At 69.3% G+C, this 17,679-nt stretch carries 18 protein-coding genes; 2 read left to right on the top strand and 16 right to left on the bottom strand.

The window, feature by feature from the left end:
• Positions 1 to 22 precede the first annotated feature (22 nt).
• The 6 genes from lgt to AT701_RS16115 all read right to left on the bottom strand — a co-directional run bounded on the left by lgt (position 23) and on the right by AT701_RS16115 (position 7,021).
• Positions 23 to 1,846, bottom strand: coding sequence for a prolipoprotein diacylglyceryl transferase (lgt, locus tag AT701_RS16140; protein WP_058126196.1), 1,824 nt, complete (start codon positions 1,844 to 1,846; stop codon positions 23 to 25).
• Positions 1,843 to 2,631 (bottom strand): tryptophan synthase subunit alpha, encoded by a 789-nt coding sequence (trpA, locus tag AT701_RS16135; RefSeq protein ID WP_011728905.1) that lies wholly within the window; start codon positions 2,629 to 2,631, stop codon positions 1,843 to 1,845. Before trpA ends, lgt begins: the two co-directional genes overlap by 4 nt.
• A complete protein-coding gene (trpB, locus tag AT701_RS16130) occupies positions 2,628 to 3,905 on the bottom strand; it encodes a tryptophan synthase subunit beta (protein WP_011728904.1) in 1,278 nt (425 codons plus the stop codon). The genes trpA and trpB overlap by 4 nt, the downstream gene beginning before the upstream one ends.
• 35 nt (positions 3,906 to 3,940) lie before the next feature.
• The gene (trpC, locus tag AT701_RS16125) at positions 3,941 to 4,759 is read right to left on the bottom strand and encodes an indole-3-glycerol phosphate synthase TrpC (protein WP_003894608.1); all 819 of its coding nucleotides are present in this window, start codon (positions 4,757 to 4,759) and stop codon (positions 3,941 to 3,943) included.
• A gap of 76 nt (positions 4,760 to 4,835) precedes the next feature.
• A complete protein-coding gene (locus AT701_RS16120; protein WP_011728903.1) occupies positions 4,836 to 5,450 on the bottom strand; it encodes a TIGR02234 family membrane protein in 615 nt (204 codons plus the stop codon).
• Positions 5,447 to 7,021 carry an anthranilate synthase component I gene (locus AT701_RS16115; RefSeq protein WP_003894606.1) on the bottom strand — a complete coding sequence of 525 codons (1,575 nt, stop codon included), beginning with the start codon at positions 7,019 to 7,021 and terminating at the stop codon, positions 5,447 to 5,449. The genes AT701_RS16120 and AT701_RS16115 overlap by 4 nt, the downstream gene beginning before the upstream one ends.
• Positions 7,022 to 7,083: 62 nt before the next feature.
• Here AT701_RS16115 and AT701_RS16110 point away from each other — a divergent pair, with 62 nt between their 5' ends.
• A complete protein-coding gene (locus AT701_RS16110) occupies positions 7,084 to 7,548 on the top strand; it encodes a peroxiredoxin (RefSeq protein WP_003894605.1) in 465 nt (154 codons plus the stop codon).
• 117 nt (positions 7,549 to 7,665) lie between these two features.
• Entirely contained in the window at positions 7,666 to 8,463 is a 798-nt protein-coding gene (locus AT701_RS16105; RefSeq protein WP_003894604.1) for an ABC transporter ATP-binding protein, read from the top strand.
• Positions 8,464 to 8,470: 7 nt separating this feature from the next.
• On the opposite strand, the gene AT701_RS16100 is transcribed toward AT701_RS16105, so the two are convergent.
• The 10 genes from AT701_RS16100 to hisD all read right to left on the bottom strand — a co-directional run bounded on the left by AT701_RS16100 (position 8,471) and on the right by hisD (position 17,596).
• Positions 8,471 to 9,463, bottom strand: coding sequence for a hypothetical protein (locus AT701_RS16100; protein ID WP_011728901.1), 993 nt, complete (start codon positions 9,461 to 9,463; stop codon positions 8,471 to 8,473).
• Complete coding sequence (locus tag AT701_RS16095) at positions 9,453 to 11,078, bottom strand: N-6 DNA methylase (protein WP_223495579.1); 1,626 nt, start codon at positions 11,076 to 11,078, stop codon at positions 9,453 to 9,455. The genes AT701_RS16100 and AT701_RS16095 overlap by 11 nt, the downstream gene beginning before the upstream one ends.
• Before the next feature lie 61 nt (positions 11,079 to 11,139).
• Complete coding sequence (gene hisI / locus AT701_RS16090) at positions 11,140 to 11,487, bottom strand: phosphoribosyl-AMP cyclohydrolase (protein ID WP_011728899.1); 348 nt, start codon at positions 11,485 to 11,487, stop codon at positions 11,140 to 11,142.
• A 10-nt stretch (positions 11,488 to 11,497) separates the two neighbouring features.
• Positions 11,498 to 12,283: an imidazole glycerol phosphate synthase subunit HisF gene (hisF, locus tag AT701_RS16085; RefSeq protein WP_011728898.1), complete on the bottom strand. Its 786-nt coding sequence runs from the start codon at positions 12,281 to 12,283 to the stop codon at positions 11,498 to 11,500.
• Positions 12,280 to 13,110: an inositol monophosphatase family protein gene (locus AT701_RS16080; RefSeq protein WP_003894599.1), complete on the bottom strand. Its 831-nt coding sequence runs from the start codon at positions 13,108 to 13,110 to the stop codon at positions 12,280 to 12,282. Before AT701_RS16080 ends, hisF begins: the two co-directional genes overlap by 4 nt.
• The gene (gene priA, locus AT701_RS16075) at positions 13,107 to 13,838 is read right to left on the bottom strand and encodes a bifunctional 1-(5-phosphoribosyl)-5-((5-phosphoribosylamino)methylideneamino)imidazole-4-carboxamide isomerase/phosphoribosylanthranilate isomerase PriA (protein ID WP_174519667.1); all 732 of its coding nucleotides are present in this window, start codon (positions 13,836 to 13,838) and stop codon (positions 13,107 to 13,109) included. The genes AT701_RS16080 and priA overlap by 4 nt, the downstream gene beginning before the upstream one ends.
• A gap of 59 nt (positions 13,839 to 13,897) precedes the next feature.
• Positions 13,898 to 14,515: an imidazole glycerol phosphate synthase subunit HisH gene (hisH, locus tag AT701_RS16070; protein WP_058126195.1), complete on the bottom strand. Its 618-nt coding sequence runs from the start codon at positions 14,513 to 14,515 to the stop codon at positions 13,898 to 13,900.
• Positions 14,512 to 15,132, bottom strand: a complete 621-nt coding sequence (gene hisB / locus AT701_RS16065) for an imidazoleglycerol-phosphate dehydratase HisB (RefSeq protein ID WP_011728897.1) — start codon at positions 15,130 to 15,132, stop codon at positions 14,512 to 14,514. Before hisB ends, hisH begins: the two co-directional genes overlap by 4 nt.
• Entirely contained in the window at positions 15,129 to 16,268 is a 1,140-nt protein-coding gene (locus AT701_RS16060) for a histidinol-phosphate transaminase (RefSeq protein ID WP_011728896.1), read from the bottom strand. The genes hisB and AT701_RS16060 overlap by 4 nt, the downstream gene beginning before the upstream one ends.
• Entirely contained in the window at positions 16,268 to 17,596 is a 1,329-nt protein-coding gene (hisD, locus tag AT701_RS16055) for a histidinol dehydrogenase (protein ID WP_058127637.1), read from the bottom strand. Before hisD ends, AT701_RS16060 begins: the two co-directional genes overlap by 1 nt.
• Between the last annotated feature and the right edge of the window lie 83 nt (positions 17,597 to 17,679).

Here is a 17,679-nt window from a genome sequence, read left to right as displayed (position 1 = left end):
AGCCAGGATGCCAGAGGCCCGGCTAGCGGTTGCGCCGCAACCACCGGCGCAGGCGCCCCTTTTCCGGCTCGACCGGCGCAGTTGCCACCGCAGCGGGCGCAGCGGGTTCTGCGCGTGTCTCGTCGGCGTTCTCGTCTAGGGCTTCCGGCTCTTCGGGTTCGCTCGGTTCCTCGGACTCCGTGGCATCGGTCTCGACGGGCTCACGGGCTTCGTCGGACTCGGCTGTCTCGGCCGGGTCGACGACCACGGCCATGTCCTCCGCAGCCTCCGCGAGCGCTTCGGCCAACTCGGCGTCGTAGGACTCGAACTCGAGGTCCGCCGCTTCGGCGGCAGCCTCTTCGGCGACCTCGGTTTCGTCGACTGTTCCGGCGGGCTCGGACACCACGGCATCGTCGGCCGCGGCCTCCGCCGGCACCTCGGCCGACTCGGCATCGGAAGGCCCGTCCTCGGCGTCCGCCGCCGATTCCGCCGCAGCCACCTCGGCTTCGTCGGACCCGGCGGACTCGGGCACCACGGCGAAGTCCTCGGCAGCCTCCGCCAGCGCCTCAGCCAATTCGGCGTCGAAAATCTCGTCCTCGTCGGGCTCGATGGTCTCGGCCGGCTCGGCTTCCTCGGCGGCGGCGGGTTCGGGCTCACCTTCCGGTTCGTCGGCGAGTTCGACGAGCTCGTCGGCCGGTTCTTCGGCTTCCTGACCGGCTCCTTCGTCGACGGCCTCGTCATCGTCGGGCTGTTCGTCGACCGACATGGCCTCGGCGCCATCCGCGGTGAGTACCGCGGTGGCCGCTTCGGTTTCGGGTTCGGCCTCGTCGCCGGGTTCGTCGGACGCCGCGGCGGGGTCGGTGGTCCCGTCGGTGTCGTCGGTGTCCTCACGTGCCGCGGCCGTGGCGGCAGCCACCACCCCGGTTCCGGCGGCGGCCGCCACCAGTTCTTTGCCTGCCTCGTCGACCAGGGACTCCTCGTCGCCCTCTTCGGTCTCGTCGGCGGCCTTGCCACGCAACGATTCCGGTTCCTCGCGGCCCTTGGGTGCGAGCATGATGTAGACGACGGCGCCGATGAACACGAACGTCGAGGTGAAGGTGTTGACGCGGATGCCGGCGAACTCGGTCGCGGTGTCGCTGCGCATCAACTCGACCCAGAACCGGCCCACGCAGTACGACGCCACGTAGAGGGCGAACAGCCGTCCATGACCGATGCGGAACTTGCGGTCGACCCAGATGAGGAAGCCGAAAACCGCGATGTTCCAGATCAACTCGTACAGGAACGTGGGGTGGACCACGGCCGTGACCTGGCCTGTGGACACCCCGTTGAGCTGATCGGACTGCCCGAACTTGTTGAGCCGTTCGTAGATCTCCAGACCCCACGGCACGTCGGTGGGCCGGCCGTAAAGCTCCTGGTTGAAGTAGTTGCCCAGCCGGCCGATGCCCTGCGCCAGGATGATGCCCGGCGCGATCGCATCGCCGAACGCGGGCAGGGGAATTCCGCGCAGGCGGCAGGCGATCCACGCGCCCACCGCACCGAACGCCACCGCGCCCCAGATCCCGAGGCCGCCCTCCCAGATCTGCAGAGCCGCGCCGAAACCTTTTCCGGTGGGCCCGAAGTAGGTCTTCCAGTCGGTGATGACGTGGTAGATCCGGCCACCGGCCAGGCCGAACGGCACGGCCCACAGCGCGATGTCGTAGATGACGCCGGGCTCGCCACCCCGGGCCTGCCAACGACGGTCACCGATGACCAGCGCGGCGACGATGCCGACGATGATGCAGAGCGCGTACGCGCGGATCGGTACCGGGCCCAGATGCCAGACGCCCTGAGAGGGGCTGGGCAGGTATGCGAGCACGGTTGTGGTCAAGCTGACACCCTCCGCCGAACACCACCGGCGAGTTCTTCGGTCAGGCGGCTCACCGCATCCACACCGTCCTGCAGTGCGGCGACCAATGCCGAGCCCACGATCACGCCGTCACTGTACGACCCGATCTGGGCGGCCTGCTCACCTGAACGCACGCCGAGGCCGACCCCGACCGGGATGTCGGACACCTCGCGGATGCGCCGCACCAGTTCGGGGGCCGACGACGACACCGCGTCGCGGGCGCCGGTCACACCCATGGTCGAGGCGGCGTAGACGAATCCGCGGCTCACCTCGATGGTCTTGGCGAGGCGTTCGTGCGTCGACGACGGGGCGACCAGGAAGATGCGGTCGAGGTCGTTCGCCTCGGAAGCCGCCATCCACTCGTCGGCTTCCTCGGGGATCAGGTCCGGGGTGATCAGACCGTAGCCGCCCGCATTGGCCAGGTCACGCGCAAAGGCGTCGACACCCTTGCGCAGCACCGGATTCCAGTACGTCATCACCACGGCGCGGCCGCCAGCGTTGCTGATGGCCTCGACTGCGGTCAGGGTGTCACGCACCTTGACCCCGCCGGCGAGCGCCGTCTCGGTCGCCGCGGCGATCGTCGGGCCGTCCATGCCGGGATCGGAGTACGGGACGCCGACTTCGACCAGATCGCAACCGGATTCGACCAGTGCGGTCATCGCGGCGATCGAGGTCGGCACATCGGGGAACCCGGTCGGCAGGTAACCGATCAGCGCGGCGCGGTCTTCGGCGCGGCAGCTGTCGAACATTGCGCCCAGTCGGCTCATCGGGCTTCTCCTTCGCCCTGTCCTTCGTCGAGCAGGCCGAACCACTTGGCCGCGGTCTCGACGTCCTTGTCACCACGTCCGGACAGGTTCACCACGATGACCGATCCCGCGCCGAGTTCGGGGCCCAGCTTGAGCGCACCCGCCACGGCGTGCGCGGATTCGATCGCCGGGATGATCCCCTCGGTGCGGCACAGCAGGCGGAAGGCGTCCATGGCCTCGGTGTCGGTGATGGGCCGGTATTCGGCGCGCCCGATGTCCTTGAGCAGGGCGTGCTCGGGTCCGACGCCCGGGTAGTCCAGACCCGCCGAGATCGAATGGGACTCGATGGTCTGCCCGTCCTCGTCCTGCAACAGGTAGGAGAACGACCCCTGGAACGCGCCGGGCGAACCACCGGTGAAGGTCGCGGCGTGCCTGCCGGTCTCCACGCCGTCGCCTGCGGCCTCGAATCCGATCAGACGGACACCCGGATCGTCGATGAAGGCGTGGAAGATGCCGATGGCGTTCGAGCCGCCGCCGACGCATGCGGTCACCGCGTCGGGCAGCCGCCCGGCCTGGTCCTGGACCTGAACCCGGGCCTCCAGGCCGATGATCCGCTGGAAGTCACGGACCATGAGCGGGAACGGATGCGGGCCCGCGGCGGTGCCGAAGCAGTAGTACGTCTCGTCGGCGTTGGTCACCCAGTCGCGGAACGCCTCGTTGATGGCGTCCTTGAGGGTCTTGGAACCGGCCTCGACCGACACCACGGTCGCGCCGAGCAGTCGCATGCGGGCGACGTTGAGCGCCTGGCGGGCCGTGTCGACCGCGCCCATGTAGATGACGCACTCGAGTCCCAGCAGGGCACACGCGGTCGCGGTGGCCACGCCGTGCTGACCGGCGCCGGTCTCGGCGATGACGCGCGTCTTGCCCATCTGACGCGCCAGCAGGGCCTGCCCCAGCACGTTGTTGATCTTGTGAGATCCGGTGTGGTTCAAGTCTTCCCGCTTGAGGAAGATGCGCGCGCCGCCGGCGTGCTCGGACAACCGCGTCGCCTCGTACAGCGGCGACGGCCTGCCGCTGTAGTGACGCTGCAGGCGGTCGAGTTCGTCGAGGAACGTCTGGTCGCCGCGGCACTTCTCGTAGGCGGCGGTGACCTCTTCGATCACCGCCATCAGCGCCTCGGGGACGAGGCGGCCGCCGTACGGACCGAAGTGCCCGCGCGCGTCGGGGTCGTGGGACGTGGGTTCGGCCACCCCCGCGCTGGAACGCGGCAGGTCCGGGCCGGCGTGATACGCCATCAGTGCTTCTTTTCGTACGGGCGGCTCATGCCGCGTCAGCGGGCCGGTTTCGGGCAGGACGGGTGCGTGCCTGCGGTGACCAGATCGGCGACCGCGCTGCGGGGATCCCCGCTGGTCACCAGGCCCTCCCCGACGAGCACCGCGTCGGCGCCCGCGCCCGCGTAGGCCAGCAGGTCGGCCGTACCGCGCACGCCGGATTCCGCGACACGGATGACGTTGCTGGGAAGGCCCGGAGCGATCCGGCTGAAGACGGTGCGGTCCACCTCGAGGGTCTTGAGGTCGCGGGCGTTGACCCCGATCACCGACGCGCCCGCCTTCAGCGCGCGGTCGGCCTCTTCCTCGGTGTGCACCTCGACCAGAGCGGTCATCCCCAGGGATTCGGTGCGCTCCAGCAGCGACTCCAACACGGGCTGGTCGAGCGCGGCCACGATCAGCAGCAGCATGTCGGCACCGTGTGCCCTGGCCTCGTGGATCTGGTACGGCCGGACGATGAAGTCCTTGCGCAGCACCGGAATCGACACCGCTGCCCGAACCGCGTCGAGGTCGTCCAACGAGCCGTTGAACCTGCGCTGCTCGGTCAGCACGCTGATCACGCGCGCGCCGCCGTCCTGGTATGCCTGAGCCAACTCGGCGGGATCGCCGATCGAGGCCAGTGCGCCCCGCGAGGGACTCGCGCGCTTGACCTCCGCGATGACACCGATTCCCGGTTCCCGCAGGGCGGCCATCACGTTCAGCGGCGGTGGCGCCGCCTTGGCCCGCTCTTTGATCTCGTCAAGGCTGATGACGGCCTCGCGGGCGGCTACATCGGCGCGGACTCCCTCGATGATGGAGTCGAGCACTGTGGCCGAACTCATCGCCCGTCCATTCCTTTCCGGTTTACCCGGGTCGATCCCGGCTGACCTCCATCGAAGGGTAACCGTCCCCACACCCTCATCTGTCACCGCCCCTTCTGTCCGTATCGTCCTGATCCCCCGTCGGATCATGTCCCTCATCCAGCGCATCCCAGATCATTCGCTCGGACATGGATTCGCTGGATACGTCGTGTTGAGCGGCCGTCCGCCGGGCCGCAGGCGCGGCGTAACGCGCGGCAACGGCACGCTGCGAACCGTTGGCCGACCGCATCAGCAGCACAGCGCCGACCAGCGTGCAAACCGCGGCCGCGAGGGTGATCACCGCACCCGTGTAGTAGCGATGTGTTCCGGTGAGCTGCGCGACCGGGACGAGGGCGAGGTCAGCTGCGCGGACGGCCACGTCGCGCACCGCCCACAGACTGATCGCCAGGTATCCCATCCCCGCGCTGGCGGCGGCCACCAGGATCGCCAGCAACCGCAGCATCCAGCCCCGAACGGCCAGGGCCGCCACCGCGGCGGCCAGCGCCAGCAACGCGAGCGGGATCAGCGCCGTCGACCACGACGCGCCGGTAAGCGCGGTGGTCTTGGGTTGCCCGAGACCGTCGAACGAGCGCACCTCGACCCAGTTGAACCGCGACGCGCCCCACAGTCCGAGGGCCGCCACGACGAGAAGAGCCTGCGCCGCGCGGGTCATGGTTCCGCCAGGGTCGCTGCCGCGGCGATCGCGTTGAGCACCGCACGGGCCTTGTTGGCGGCCTCGGTGTACTCGTACGGGCCGTTGGAGTCGGCCACGACTCCCCCGCCGGCCTGCACGTAGGCGGTTCCGTTGCGCATCAGTGCGGTGCGGATGGCGATGGCGAAGTCGGCGTTGCCCGCGAAGTCGAGGTACCCGACGACACCGCCGTAGAGGCCGCGGCGTGTCTTCTCGACCTCCTCGATGAGCTCCATGGCACGCACCTTCGGCGCACCCGACAACGTGCCCGCCGGGAAGCACGCCGTCACCGCGTCAAGGGCGGTCTTGTCCTCGGCGAGCTCACCGGTGACCGTCGACACCAGATGCATGACGTGGCTGTAGCGCTCGATGTGGCTGTAGTCGTCGACACGCACGGTGCCGGGCCGGCACACCCGGCCCAGGTCGTTGCGGCCCAGGTCGACGAGCATGAGGTGCTCGGCGCGTTCCTTCTCGTCGGCGAGCAGCTCCTTTTCGAGCAGCACGTCCTCTTCCTCGGTGGCGCCGCGCCACCGCGTGCCCGCGATGGGATGCGTGGTGGCGCGTCCGTCCTTGACCGTCACCAGCGCCTCTGGGCTCGACCCGACGATCGAGAAGTCCAGTCCTCCGTCGGCGTCGGGGATGTTGAGCAGGTACATGTACGGGCTGGGGTTGGTCACCCGCAGGATGCGGTAGACGTCCAACGGATCGGCCGCGGTGTCCATCTCGAACCGTTGCGAGGGCACCACCTGAAATGCCTCGCCGGCCTCGATGTCGCCGACCAGCTTGTCGACGATCTCGGTGTACTCCTCCATCGTGCGCTGCGCCCGGTGATCGGGCGCGGGCCTGCTGAACGTCGCCACCGCCGAGGTCAACGGCTGCCCCAGCGCCTTGGTCATCACGTCCAGACGCGCGACCGCGTCGTCGTAGGCCCAGTCGACCCGCTCGTCGGTGCCGTTCCAGTTCACCGCGTTGGCGATGAGCGTGATGGTGCCCTCGTGGTGGTCGACCGCGGCGATGTCGGTCGCGAGCAGCAGCAGCATGTCCGGCAGCCCGAGATCGTCGACCGCGAGTTCCGGCAGCCGTTCGAGCCGGCGCACCATGTCATAGGCGAAGAAGCCGACCAGACCCGACGACAGGGGCGGCAGACCCGCCATGGCCTCGGTCTTGAGCAGATCGAGGGTTGCGCGCAGCGCATCGAGCGGATCACCGCCGCTCGGCGCCCCCTCGGGCGCGGTGCCCAGCCATGCCGCCGCGTTGTCGCGCACGGTCAGCGCCGACGGCGCTCCCGCGCCGATGAACGACCATCGCGACCACGACCGACCGTTCTCCGCGGATTCCAGCAAGAACGTCCCTGGCCGGTTGGCGGCGAGCTTGCGGTAGGCCGACAGGGGTGTCTCGCTGTCGGCGAGCACCTTGCGGATGACGGGGACCACACGGTGCTCGGTCGCCAGCGCCCGGAAGTCCTCGCGCGACGTGGTCTCGGCGAGTGCGGCGCCGTGGGCGCGCGTGCCGGTCTGCGTGGAGCGTGAGGAATGGTTGGCGGTGGTCTGCACGGATCAATCCTCCCAGACCGACATCAGGGCCCCGCCATCAAGACGGCGTAGCGTTCTCGGTCATGACTTCTATAGGGACGGGTGACACCGTCGCCGAGTTCGAACTGCCGGATCAGACCGGACAGAAACGCAGCTTGACGCGTTTGCTCGGCGACGGTCCCGTTGTGCTGTTCTTCTACCCCGCGGCCATGACCCCAGGGTGCACCAAAGAGGCCTGCCATTTCCGTGATCTGGCGCAAGAATTCGCCGCGGTGGGTGCGAATCCCGTCGGGATCAGCACCGATCCGCCTGCCAAACAGGCCAGGTTCGCCGAGACCCACCGGTTCGCCTTCCCGCTGCTCTCCGACGCCGACGGCACGGTGGCCGCGCGGTTCGGCGTCAAGCGGGGATTGCTGGGCAAACTCATGCCGGTCAAGCGGACCACCTTCGTCATCGACACCGACAGCACGGTGCTGGCCGTGATCTCCAGCGAGATCAACATGGACACCCACGCCGACAAGGCACTCGAGGTCCTCAGGTCTCGTTGACCGCCGGACCTTTCAGGAAGGGCGCGTAGCCTTACGCGGGGCGACGTCCCGCGCACGACGAGGTGCGCCCCGGCCCTGACATGAGTGCAGCATCTGCCCTGACATGGAGTCCTTTACGTGACCGAAGTCCTGAAGATCGACGATGTGACCTTCCGCCGCAACGGCAAGCAGATCATCGACGGCATATCGCTGACCGTGCGCAGCGGCGAGCACTGGGCGCTGCTGGGCCCGAACGGGGCAGGCAAGAGCACGCTGTTGGGTTTCTGTGCGGCGGTGACGTTTCCGACGACCGGGTCGGTGTGGGTGCTCGGCGCCCAGATGGGCCGCACGGACCTGTCGGTGCTGCGGCGCTCGATCGGCCACGTCAACCCGCGCCACCGGTTGCAGTACCCGCTGACGGTGCGCGAGGTGGTGCTGACCGGGATCACCGCCACGGTGGACACCGCGGCACGCTGGACCCCCAGCCCCGAACAGATCGCGCGCGCCGAGGAACTCGTCGACACCGTGGGCCTGTCGGCGCGCGTCGACGCCGAATGGCCGACCCTGTCGCAGGGCGAGCGTGGTCGCACGCTGATCGCGCGGGCGTTGATCTCGGATCCCCGGCTGCTGCTGCTCGACGAACCCACCACGGGCCTCGACGTCGCCGCACGCGAACAGTTGCTGGAAACCCTTGACGCACTGGATGATACGCATCCGGACATGGCGTCGATCCTGGTGACGCACCACCTCGAGGAACTGCCCACGAGCACCACACACGCGATCCTGATCGCCGAGGGGCGCACCGTGGCCTCCGGACGTGCGGTCGAGACCGTCACCACCGACCACGTCACGACGGCGTTCGCTCATCCGGTGACGGTGACCTACGACGAGGGCCGCTGGACCGCGCGCGCCAAACCCGGCGCCCGCGTGCTCTGAGACAAGCTCACATCTGCGGGGCCGTGTTGCGGCGAAAGCGCGCCTCGCGGTGCCGCGTCACGGGCGAGACGTCCAGGACCCGCGCCACCATGGTCTGCAGGAACCTGGCCGGCTGCAGTTGTTCCGGCACCGCGTCGTGGCGGATCGCGATGTCGGGCAGCGCCGCGAGCGCCTCGTCGACCTTCGCGGTCTCGACGTCGACGATCTCGAAAAGCGTGTCAGGCTCGGCCTTTTCGAGGCTGTCCACCTCGTCGTCGGGCTCGCTGACCTCGGCGTCGTGGTCGATCATCACGAGTGCGACGGCATGATAGGCGTCGTCCTCGGTGCCGAGCTTGCCCAGCAGGTCGATCAGCCATTCGGCCTTGTCCGGTTCGGTGGACAGGATCGTCGAGCGCAGGCCATACACGAAGCCCAGCGCCGCGAGAGGGTGACGCAACCGGAGGTTCTTGGCGTCGCCGTAGCTCTCCTCGACGCGGTTGGCGGCGTTCTTGCCGAAGCTCGAATCCATGCGCTTGGTGCTGATGAGCAGCTCCGGGCCGGTGTCCCAGTCCGACATCACGACGTCGACCTGCTTCATGTAGTGCTTGCCGAGCACGCTTGCGCTGGAACCCGACACGCCCTTCATCGACCGCCGCAGCCGCTGCTCGATGAGCAGGCGCTCCTTCTGCGGGAGCGCCTCGAGCAGGCTGGAGATCGCGCCCGGCATGATCCGCGGGTCGCTTGCGCGCGGCCACACCGCGTCGCTGTCGAAACCCGCGCGCCGCAACTCGTAGGACAGCCACACGTCGAGCGCGAGCGCCGGGACGCCCGTGGTCGACGGGGCGTCGAGATACAACGGCACGGCGAGAAGCTTGCGCAGCACCCGGAAATCGGGCACGTACGTCAGCGCGTTGCCGTTGCGCAGCCACGGGTTGGTGTGCACCCCGCCGGGTGCGGCGTCGGCCACGATGCGGTCGAAGATTGCCCAGGCGGTGGCCTTGGTGGAGGGTTCAGCGGGCACGCCGCGACCTTACCGTTCGCCGCGTCGCCAACGAATGGTGCGCATTGCGAACGGATTCCAGGGCCGCGCCCGATTCGACTCCGAGCGCCTGGTCGACGGTGGCCACGGCGTCGAGCAGCCGGCCACGGTCCAGCAGGCCCGCCACGCGACGCCGTACGGCCCGCAGCGGGGCCGCATGCGTCTCGATGAGCTGTGGTGACGGCACCAACCACTGGTCGGCCTCACGGGGTTCGATCTTGAGGATGCCGCCGCCGTAGGACCGGCCGACCATCTCGGCGTGCAGCAGGGTCACCGAGTTCAGCGACGCCAGCGGCAGCAGGTCGCGGCCCAGCGTGGTGAACCCGTCACGCAGGTACACCCCGTGCACCGAGTTGAGGTGGTGCGCCCTGGCACGGTTGGTGACCAGCCGCGGCGTATCGGCGTTCATACACGTCAACAACAGGTCCGCGGGCTCGACGAGGGGCACCAGGTACCACGGTGTGCGGACCCGGCACTTGTACGCCAGGTGCACGCCCGCGGCGTGCCCCGCCTCGACGTACCGTGCCGCGGCCGCCGAGAGCTTCGCGCCGGTGGGCCGGAACAGGTGCACGGACCTGCCGTCCTCCCCCAGCCGCGTCAGCTGATCGGCCGAGAGCGTCAGCCCGCGCAGATGTGCGCTTCCCGGAGGGGACAACGGCAGCAGATCGGCCTGCCGCAAACCCAATTCGTGCACGCGCTGCGGTGACAGCGCGAAATAGCCGTTGTTGCCGGTCACCATGCCGAGTGTGGTGTCGGCCCAGGTTTCCAGGCACGTGAAGTCACCGGCCGCCTCCAGGCCGTGCAGCACCTCGACGGGTGCGCTGCCGATCAACCCGCTGATCCACTTCTCGGCAGGATCACGGGGGCGCCAACGTCGTTGCACCAGTTCGGAGGTCAGTGCCTCGGCGTTGCGGGCGCGGTGGATCACCGCGTGACCGGAGGGGCCGCCGTCGAAACCGTCGGCGAGCAGCAGCACCACGTCCGCCTCGGCCTCGGGGAACACCTGCTCGTCGAACATCACCAACTCAACGCTCGCGAACCGGTCGAACAGGAACTTGCGGACCGCGGATGCGTAGTTGACGCTGAGCAGTTCGGCGGGCAGCACGAGCGCCATGCGTCCGCCCGGCCGCAGGAACAGCGCGGCGTGCACCGTGAACGCCGCCCAACTCGACGCGAGCCCCGACAGCGTCACGCCCGCGCGAAGCGCCGCACGCCGCGACTCGGCGCGTGTCTGACCGCGGAAATCCTGATAGCGGATGTAGGGCGGATTGCCGATGACCGCGGTGTACTCCGGACGCGGATCGACCGCGAAGAAGTTGGCCGTGCGGATGCGCGCGCGTCCCCCGGCGTCGGCGACCCGCCTGCGCGCCGAAGCCGCGCTCGCGGCGTGGATCTCGACGCCGTCGACGGTGGGATGGTCCACCCCGAGGGCCTGCAGCCTGCGGATCGCGGCGACGAGGAACGCCGCGTCACCCGCGGACGGCTCGAAGACGCGGTCCGCGTCCGAACGCACCGCCCACTGCGTGAGGTACGTGGTGATCGCGTCGGGGGTGAAGAAGGCACCCCGCGCCTTGCGATCCTGGGCGGTCTCGGTCACCCCGTCATTGTTGACGACACCACCGACAAGCCCGCGCACCGCAACGCCGCGGCGCACCCGGCTACTCGTCAGGGCCCAACAGCAGATCGGCGTCGAAGCACGTGTGGTCGCCCGTGTGGCACGCGCCGCCCACCTGGTCGACCTCCAGCAGCACGGTGTCGCCGTCGCAGTCCAACCGCACCGAGTGCACCTTCTGGGTGTGCCCCGACGTGGCGCCCTTGACCCACTGCTCACCGCGTGAACGCGAGAAGTACGTCGCCTCACGCGTCTGCAGCGTGCGGGCCAGGGCGTCGTCGTCCATCCAGGCGACCATGAGCACCTTGCCGGTGCCGCGTTCCTGCGTGACGGCGGCGAACAGGCCGTCGGCGTTGCGTTTGAGACGTGCCGCGATGGCGGGGTCCAGACTCATGTGCGCTCCCTCACCTGACCGTGATCCCCGCGGCCTTCATGGACGCCTTCACCTCGGCGACGGTCAGTTCGCGGAAGTGGAAGACGCTGGCGGCCAGCACGGCGTCGGCCCCGGCCTGCACGGCGGGCGCGAAATGCTCGACTGCGCCCGCGCCGCCGCTGGCGATCACCGGGACCGACACCGCGGCCCGGACCGCGCTGAGCATCTTCAGGTCGAAACCGGCCTTGGTGCCGTCACGGTCCATCGAGTTCAGCAGGATCTCGCCGACGCCGAGTTCGGCACCGCGCGTGGCCCATTCGATCGCATCGATGCCGGTGCCACGGCGGCCGCCGTGGGTGGTGACCTCCCAGCCCGACGGTGTGGGCTGCTCGCCCTTGGGCACGGTCCTGGCGTCCACGCTCAGCACGATGCACTGCGAACCGAACTGGCGGGCCATCTCGGCGAGCAGTTCGGGGCGCGCGATGGCCGCGGTGTTCACCGACACCTTGTCGGCACCGGCGCGCAGCAGCACGTCGACATCGTCGACCGAGCGCACGCCACCGCCGACGGTCAGCGGGATGAACACCTGCTCGGCGGTGCGCCGCACCACCTCGAGCATGGTGGAGCGTCCCGACGACGACGCCGTGACGTCGAGGAACGTCAGCTCGTCGGCGCCCTCGGCGTCGTAGGCCGCCGCGAGTTCCACGGGATCACCTGCGTCGCGCAGGTTCTCGAAGTTGACCCCCTTGACCACGCGTCCGTTGTCCACGTCGAGACACGGGATCACCCTCGTCGCGACATCGCTGTTGGCACTCACAGGTAATCCTCGGGCTTTCCGGTGGATTTCACGATTTCCAGCATCTTCTCGTGCACGCCGGGTGCGGCGGCGAGCACCGACTTCGAGTCGACGGTCCACGGCGCGCCGGTCAGATCGGTGACCACGCCGCCCGCGGCACGCACCAGGGCGACCCCGGCCGCATGGTCCCAGATGTGGTGACCGAAACTGATTGCACCGCCGAGGATTCCGGCGGCCACGTAGGCCAGGTCCACGCCGGTGGCCCCGTGCATGCGCACCCGCGAGCACACGCGGCTCAGATTGGCGAGCACCTCCACGCGGTAGCGCCCGGGAAACCGCCCACGGGAGTCGATGTTGAAGGTCTGGATGCCGATGATCGAGTCGGCGAGCGTGGGCGAACCCAGCGGCGGACACGGTTTGCCGTCGGAGTACAGCGGACCACCGACCAGTGCGCTGTACTTCTCACCGGTGAACGGCAGCCAGGTCAGCCCCGCGACGGGTTCACCGTCGGCCAGCAGACCCAGCAGGATCGCGGCCATGGGTGAGCCCGCCGCGTAGTTGAAGGTGCCGTCGATCGGATCGAGCACCCACACCAGCGGCGAGTCGATCGGTTCCCCACCGAATTCCTCGCCGTGCACGCCGATCCCGGTCGCCTCGGTGAGCGCACGCACCACCTGGCGTTCGATCGCCAGGTCGACCTCGGTGGCGAAATCGTTGCCCTGTTTCCGGACTGCCGAATCGGCGCGGTGCCCCGCCACGAACGGCACCGACGCGGCGTCGAGGATCTCGGCCGCCGTTGCGACCAGCGCGGTCAGCTTCTGCGGGTCCAGTTCACCCACCACCGTCATCCGCTGACCGCAGACAGGGCCTGCGGCAGGGTGAACCGCCCGGCGTAGAGCGCCTTTCCGACGATCGCGCCCTCGACACCGACACCGGTCAGCGTCGCGATCGCGCGCAGGTCGTCGAGGCTCGACACGCCGCCGGAGGCGATCACCGGCGCGTCGGTGCGCCCGGCCACCGCGGCCAAGAGATCGAGGTTGGGGCCGGTGAGGGTGCCGTCCTTGCTGACGTCGGTGACGACGTAGCGCGAGCAGCCCTCACTGTCGAGCCGGTCGAGCACCTCCCAGAGGTCGCCACCGTCGGTCTCCCAGCCGCGGCCACGCAGGCGGAAGCCCCCCGCGCCGTCGGTCTGGGCGTCGAGTCCGACGGCGACGCGGTCGCCGTGCTCGGCGATTGCCCTGGCGCACCACTGCGGGTTCTCCAGTGCCGCGGTGCCGATGTTCACGCGGGCGCAGCCGGTGTCGAGCGCGGCCCGCAGCGAATCGTCGTCGCGGATGCCGCCGGACAACTCGACGGCCACGTCGAGCTTGCCGACCACCTCGGCGAGCAGTTCACGGTTGCTGCCCCGGCCGAACGCGGCGTCGAGGTCGACCAGGTGGATCCACTCGGCACCGTCGCGCTGCCACGCCTCGGCCGCCTCGATCGCCGAGCCGTAGTCGGTCTCGCTGCCTGCCTTGCCCTGCACCAGCCGCACCGCCTGGCCGTTGACCACGTCGACGGCGGGCAGCAGGATCAGTCCCCGCTTGCCCGCGCCGGCCGCCTCGGTCGCCCCTGTCGCCACGGATTCGTTCGAAGTCACAGTTCCTCAACCCAATTCGCGAGCAGCGTCGCACCCGCGTCGCCACTCTTCTCCGGATGAAATTGCGTGGCCGACAACGCGCCGTCCTCGACGGCGGCGATGAAGGGCACGTGATGCGTCGCCCAGGTCACCAGGGCGTCCTCGCGCCCCGACCACTGCTGCGCGGCGTAGGAATGCACGAAGTAGAAGCGCGTGTCGGCGTCGAGGCCGGCGAACAGCCTGCTGCCTTTCGCCGCGTCGACGACATTCCAGCCCATGTGCGGGATCACCGGCGCGTCGAGGCGGGTCACCGAACCGGGCCACTGCCCGCACCCGGCGGTCTCCACACCGAACTCGACGCCGCGCTCGAACAGGATCTGCATGCCGACGCACACCCCGAGAACCGGGGCCCCGTTCCGCAGGCGGTCGGCGATGATCTTCTCACCGCCGATTCCGCGCAGTCCGGTCATGCAGGCCTCGAACGCCCCGACACCGGGAACCACCAGGCCGTCGGCGGCCGCGGCGGCCGACGGGTCGGCGGTCACCTCGACGTCGGCGCCGACCCGTTCGAGCGCCCGCTGCGCCGAACGGAGGTTGCCCGACCCGTAGTCGAGTACGACGACTCTCTTTGTCACAAAGTCCCTTTGGTCGACGGAACACCGGTCACGCGGGCGTCGTACTCGACCGCCTGGCGCAACGCGCGCGCCACGGCCTTGTACTGCGCCTCGGTGATGTGGTGCGGATCGCGGCCGTAGAGCGTGCGCACATGCAGCGCGATGCGGGCGTTGAACGCCAGCGATTCGAACACGTGCCGGTTGATCACCGTGTGATAGGGCGCACCGGTACCCGCGATGGTGAAGCTCACCATCGACTCGGGCTCACCGGTGTGCACGAAGTACGGGCGCCCCGACACGTCGACGGCCGCATGCGCCAGGGACTCGTCCATCGGGATGAACGCGTCACCGAACCGGCGGATGCCCTTCTTGTCCCCCAGTGCCTGCCCGAGGGCCTGCCCGAGCACGATCGCGGTGTCCTCGACCGTGTGATGGCCCTCGATCTCGATGTCGCCCTTGGCATGCACCGTGAGGTCGAAGCTCGCGTGGCTGCCCAGCGAGGTGAGCATGTGGTCGAAGAACGGTACGCCCGTGTCGATGTCGACGACACCGGTACCGTCGAGGTCGAGGTCGACGACGATCTCGGATTCCTTGGTCTTGCGTTCGACGCGTGCACGCCGGTTCGCCAAGGCGCTCATTGTGCTCCTACCGGGCTGGTTGATGGCTGAAGTTCGGTGCCGGCCAGTTCGGCGCCGGCGGCGAGGAAGGCGTCGTTCTCGGCGGCGAGGCCGATGGTGACGCGCAGATGGCCGGGGATGCCGACGTCGCGGATCAGGACCCCGGCGTCGAGGTAGCGCTGCCAGGTGGCCGGTGCGTCGGTGAACGCGCCGAACAGCACGAAGTTCGCGTCGCTCGGGATCACCCGGTAGCCCATGCGGGTCAGTTCGGCACTCACGCGCTCACGCTCGGCGATCAGTGCCTTGACGCTGCCCAGGGTGTCGTCGGCGTGGCGCAGCGCGGCGCGCGCGGCGGCCTGCGTGAGCACCGACAGGTGGTAGGGCAGCCGCACGAGCAGCAGCGCGTCGATCACCGCGGGCGCGGCGGCCAGGTAGCCGAGGCGGCCGCCTGCGAACGCGAACGCCTTGCTCATGGTGCGGCTCACGACGAGCTTGGCCGGATAGTCGTCGAGCAGCGCCACCGCGCTGGGCTGTGACGAGAACTCGCCGTAGGCCTCGTCGACGATGAGTATCCCGCCCTGCATCGCGTCGAGCACGCGGCGCAGATCGTCGAGCGGAACGCTCTGGCCCGACGGGTTGTTGGGGCTCGTCACGAACACCACGTCGGGTTTGCGCTCGGTGACCGCGGACACCGCAACGTCGATGTCGAGGCCGAAATCCTCGGCGCGCGAGGCCTGCAGCCACTCGGTCTGCGTGCCGTCGGAGATGATCGGGTGCATCGAGTACGACGGCACGAAGCCGATGGCGGTGCGGCCCGGGCCGCCGAACGCCTGCAGCAGCTGCTGCAGGATCTCATTGGAACCGTTTGCCGCCCAAAGGTTTTCGACACCCAACCGGACGCCGGTGGCGGCCGTGAGGTACGCCGCGAGATCGGTGCGCAGCGCGACCGCGTCCCGATCGGGGTAGCGGTGCAGTTCGGCGGCGGCCTCGCGGACCGAGGCCGCGACGTCGTCGACGAGCGCCTTGGAGGGCGGATGCGGGTTCTCGTTGGTGTTCAGGCGCACCGGAACCTGCAGTTGCGGCGCACCGTACGGCGACTTGCCCCGCAGGTTGTCGCGCAGCGGCAGATCCGCCAACGTCACCTTGTCAGCAGACATTACCGCTCGAACCTCCGTCGTACCGCCTCGCCGTGCGCGGGCAGATCCTCGGCCTTGGACAGCGTGATCACGTGCCCCGAAACGTCTTTGAGCGCCGCCTCGTCGTACTCGACGACGTGGATGCCACGCAGGAACGTCTGCACCGACAGCCCACTGGAGTGCCGCGCGCATCCCGCGGTGGGCAGCACGTGGTTGGACCCGGCGCAGTAGTCGCCGAGGCTCACCGGTGACCAGGCGCCCACGAAAATGGCTCCGGCCGAACGGATCCGGCCGGCCACGCCGGGGGCGTCGACGGTCTGGATCTCGAGATGCTCGGCGGCGTAGGCGTTGACGGTGCGCACGCCCGCGTCGATGTCGTCGACCAGAACGATCGCGGACTGTTTGCCCGAGAGTGCCGCGGTGACCCGCTCTACGTGCTTGGTGGTGGCGAGCTGGTTGGCCAGTTCGCGGTCGGTGGCCTCGGCCAGCGTCTCACTGTCGGTGACCAGCACGCTGGCGGCCATCTCGTCGTGCTCGGCCTGGCTGATCAGATCGGCGGCCACGTGCACCGGATCGGCCGTGTGGTCGGCCAGGATCGCGATCTCGGTGGGGCCGGCCTCGGCGTCGATGCCGACCTGGGAGCGGCAGATGCGCTTGGCGGCCGTCACGTAGATGTTGCCCGGACCGGTGATCATGTCGACCGGCGCGAGTTCGGCGCCGTCGGTGTCGGTGCCGCCGTAGGCCAAAAGCGCCACGGCCTGTGCGCCGCCGACCGCCCACACCTCGTCGACACCGAGCAACGCGGCCGCGGCGAGGATGGTCGGGTGCGGCCTGCCGCCGAACAGGCCCTGCGGCGGACTGGCGATGACCATCGAGTCCACGCCCGCCGTCTGGGCGGGCACGACGTTCATCACGACGCTCGACGGATAGACGGCGTTGCCGCCCGGAACGTAGAGGCCGACCCGCTCGACCGGAACCCAGCGCTCGGTCACGGTGGCGCCGGGCGCCAGTGTGGTGGTGGTGTCGGTGCGACGCTGATCAGCATGCACGGCACGCGCACGGTCGATGGAGACCTGCAGCGCGGCGCGCACGTCGGCGTCGAGGTTCTCCAGCGCCTGGGTCAGCAACTCGCGCGGCACCCGCACCGTCTCCGGGCGGATGCCGTCGAAGGATTCGCCGTACTCCAGGGCGGCCTGCGCGCCCCGCTGTGCGACCGCGTCGACGATCGGGCGGACCTTGGGCACCACGGCGTCGACGTCGACTCCACCGCGCGGCAGGGCGGAGCGCAGTTGCGCCGCGCTGAGCACACGGTTGCGCAGGTCGATGCGGGACATCTGAAACTTGGCCATCATGTTCATTGTCCCTGATCAGTCCACTTGAATAAAAATCCGTCGGCCACCGTCAACCTCCGGGTGGTCGCGGTACCCGCGAA

The sequence above is a fragment of the Mycolicibacterium smegmatis genome, assembly GCF_001457595.1.
In the GTDB taxonomy this organism is placed as follows: domain Bacteria; phylum Actinomycetota; class Actinomycetes; order Mycobacteriales; family Mycobacteriaceae; genus Mycobacterium; species Mycobacterium smegmatis.
The sequence above is the reverse complement of the archived record's forward strand: the minus strand, read 5'-3'. Positions and strand labels throughout refer to the sequence as shown.

Excerpts from the sequence above, each read along its gene's own strand:
- AT701_RS16110 (WP_003894605.1), top strand. The coding sequence starts at position 7,084 with ATGACTTCTATAGGGACGGGTGACACCGTCGCCGAGTTCGAACTGCCG.
- trpA (WP_011728905.1), bottom strand. The coding sequence starts at position 2,631 with ATGAGCCGACTGGGCGCAATGTTCGACAGCTGCCGCGCCGAAGACCGC.
- trpC (WP_003894608.1), bottom strand. The coding sequence starts at position 4,759 with ATGAGTTCGGCCACAGTGCTCGACTCCATCATCGAGGGAGTCCGCGCC.
- hisI (WP_011728899.1), bottom strand. The coding sequence starts at position 11,487 with ATGAGTCTGGACCCCGCCATCGCGGCACGTCTCAAACGCAACGCCGAC.
- AT701_RS16080 (WP_003894599.1), bottom strand. The coding sequence starts at position 13,110 with ATGACGGTGGTGGGTGAACTGGACCCGCAGAAGCTGACCGCGCTGGTC.
- trpB (WP_011728904.1), bottom strand. The coding sequence starts at position 3,905 with ATGGCGTATCACGCCGGCCCGGACCTGCCGCGTTCCAGCGCGGGGGTG.
- hisD (WP_058127637.1), bottom strand. The coding sequence starts at position 17,596 with ATGGCCAAGTTTCAGATGTCCCGCATCGACCTGCGCAACCGTGTGCTC.
- AT701_RS16120 (WP_011728903.1), bottom strand. The coding sequence starts at position 5,450 with ATGACCCGCGCGGCGCAGGCTCTTCTCGTCGTGGCGGCCCTCGGACTG.
- AT701_RS16060 (WP_011728896.1), bottom strand. The coding sequence starts at position 16,268 with ATGTCTGCTGACAAGGTGACGTTGGCGGATCTGCCGCTGCGCGACAAC.
- hisB (WP_011728897.1), bottom strand. The coding sequence starts at position 15,132 with ATGAGCGCCTTGGCGAACCGGCGTGCACGCGTCGAACGCAAGACCAAG.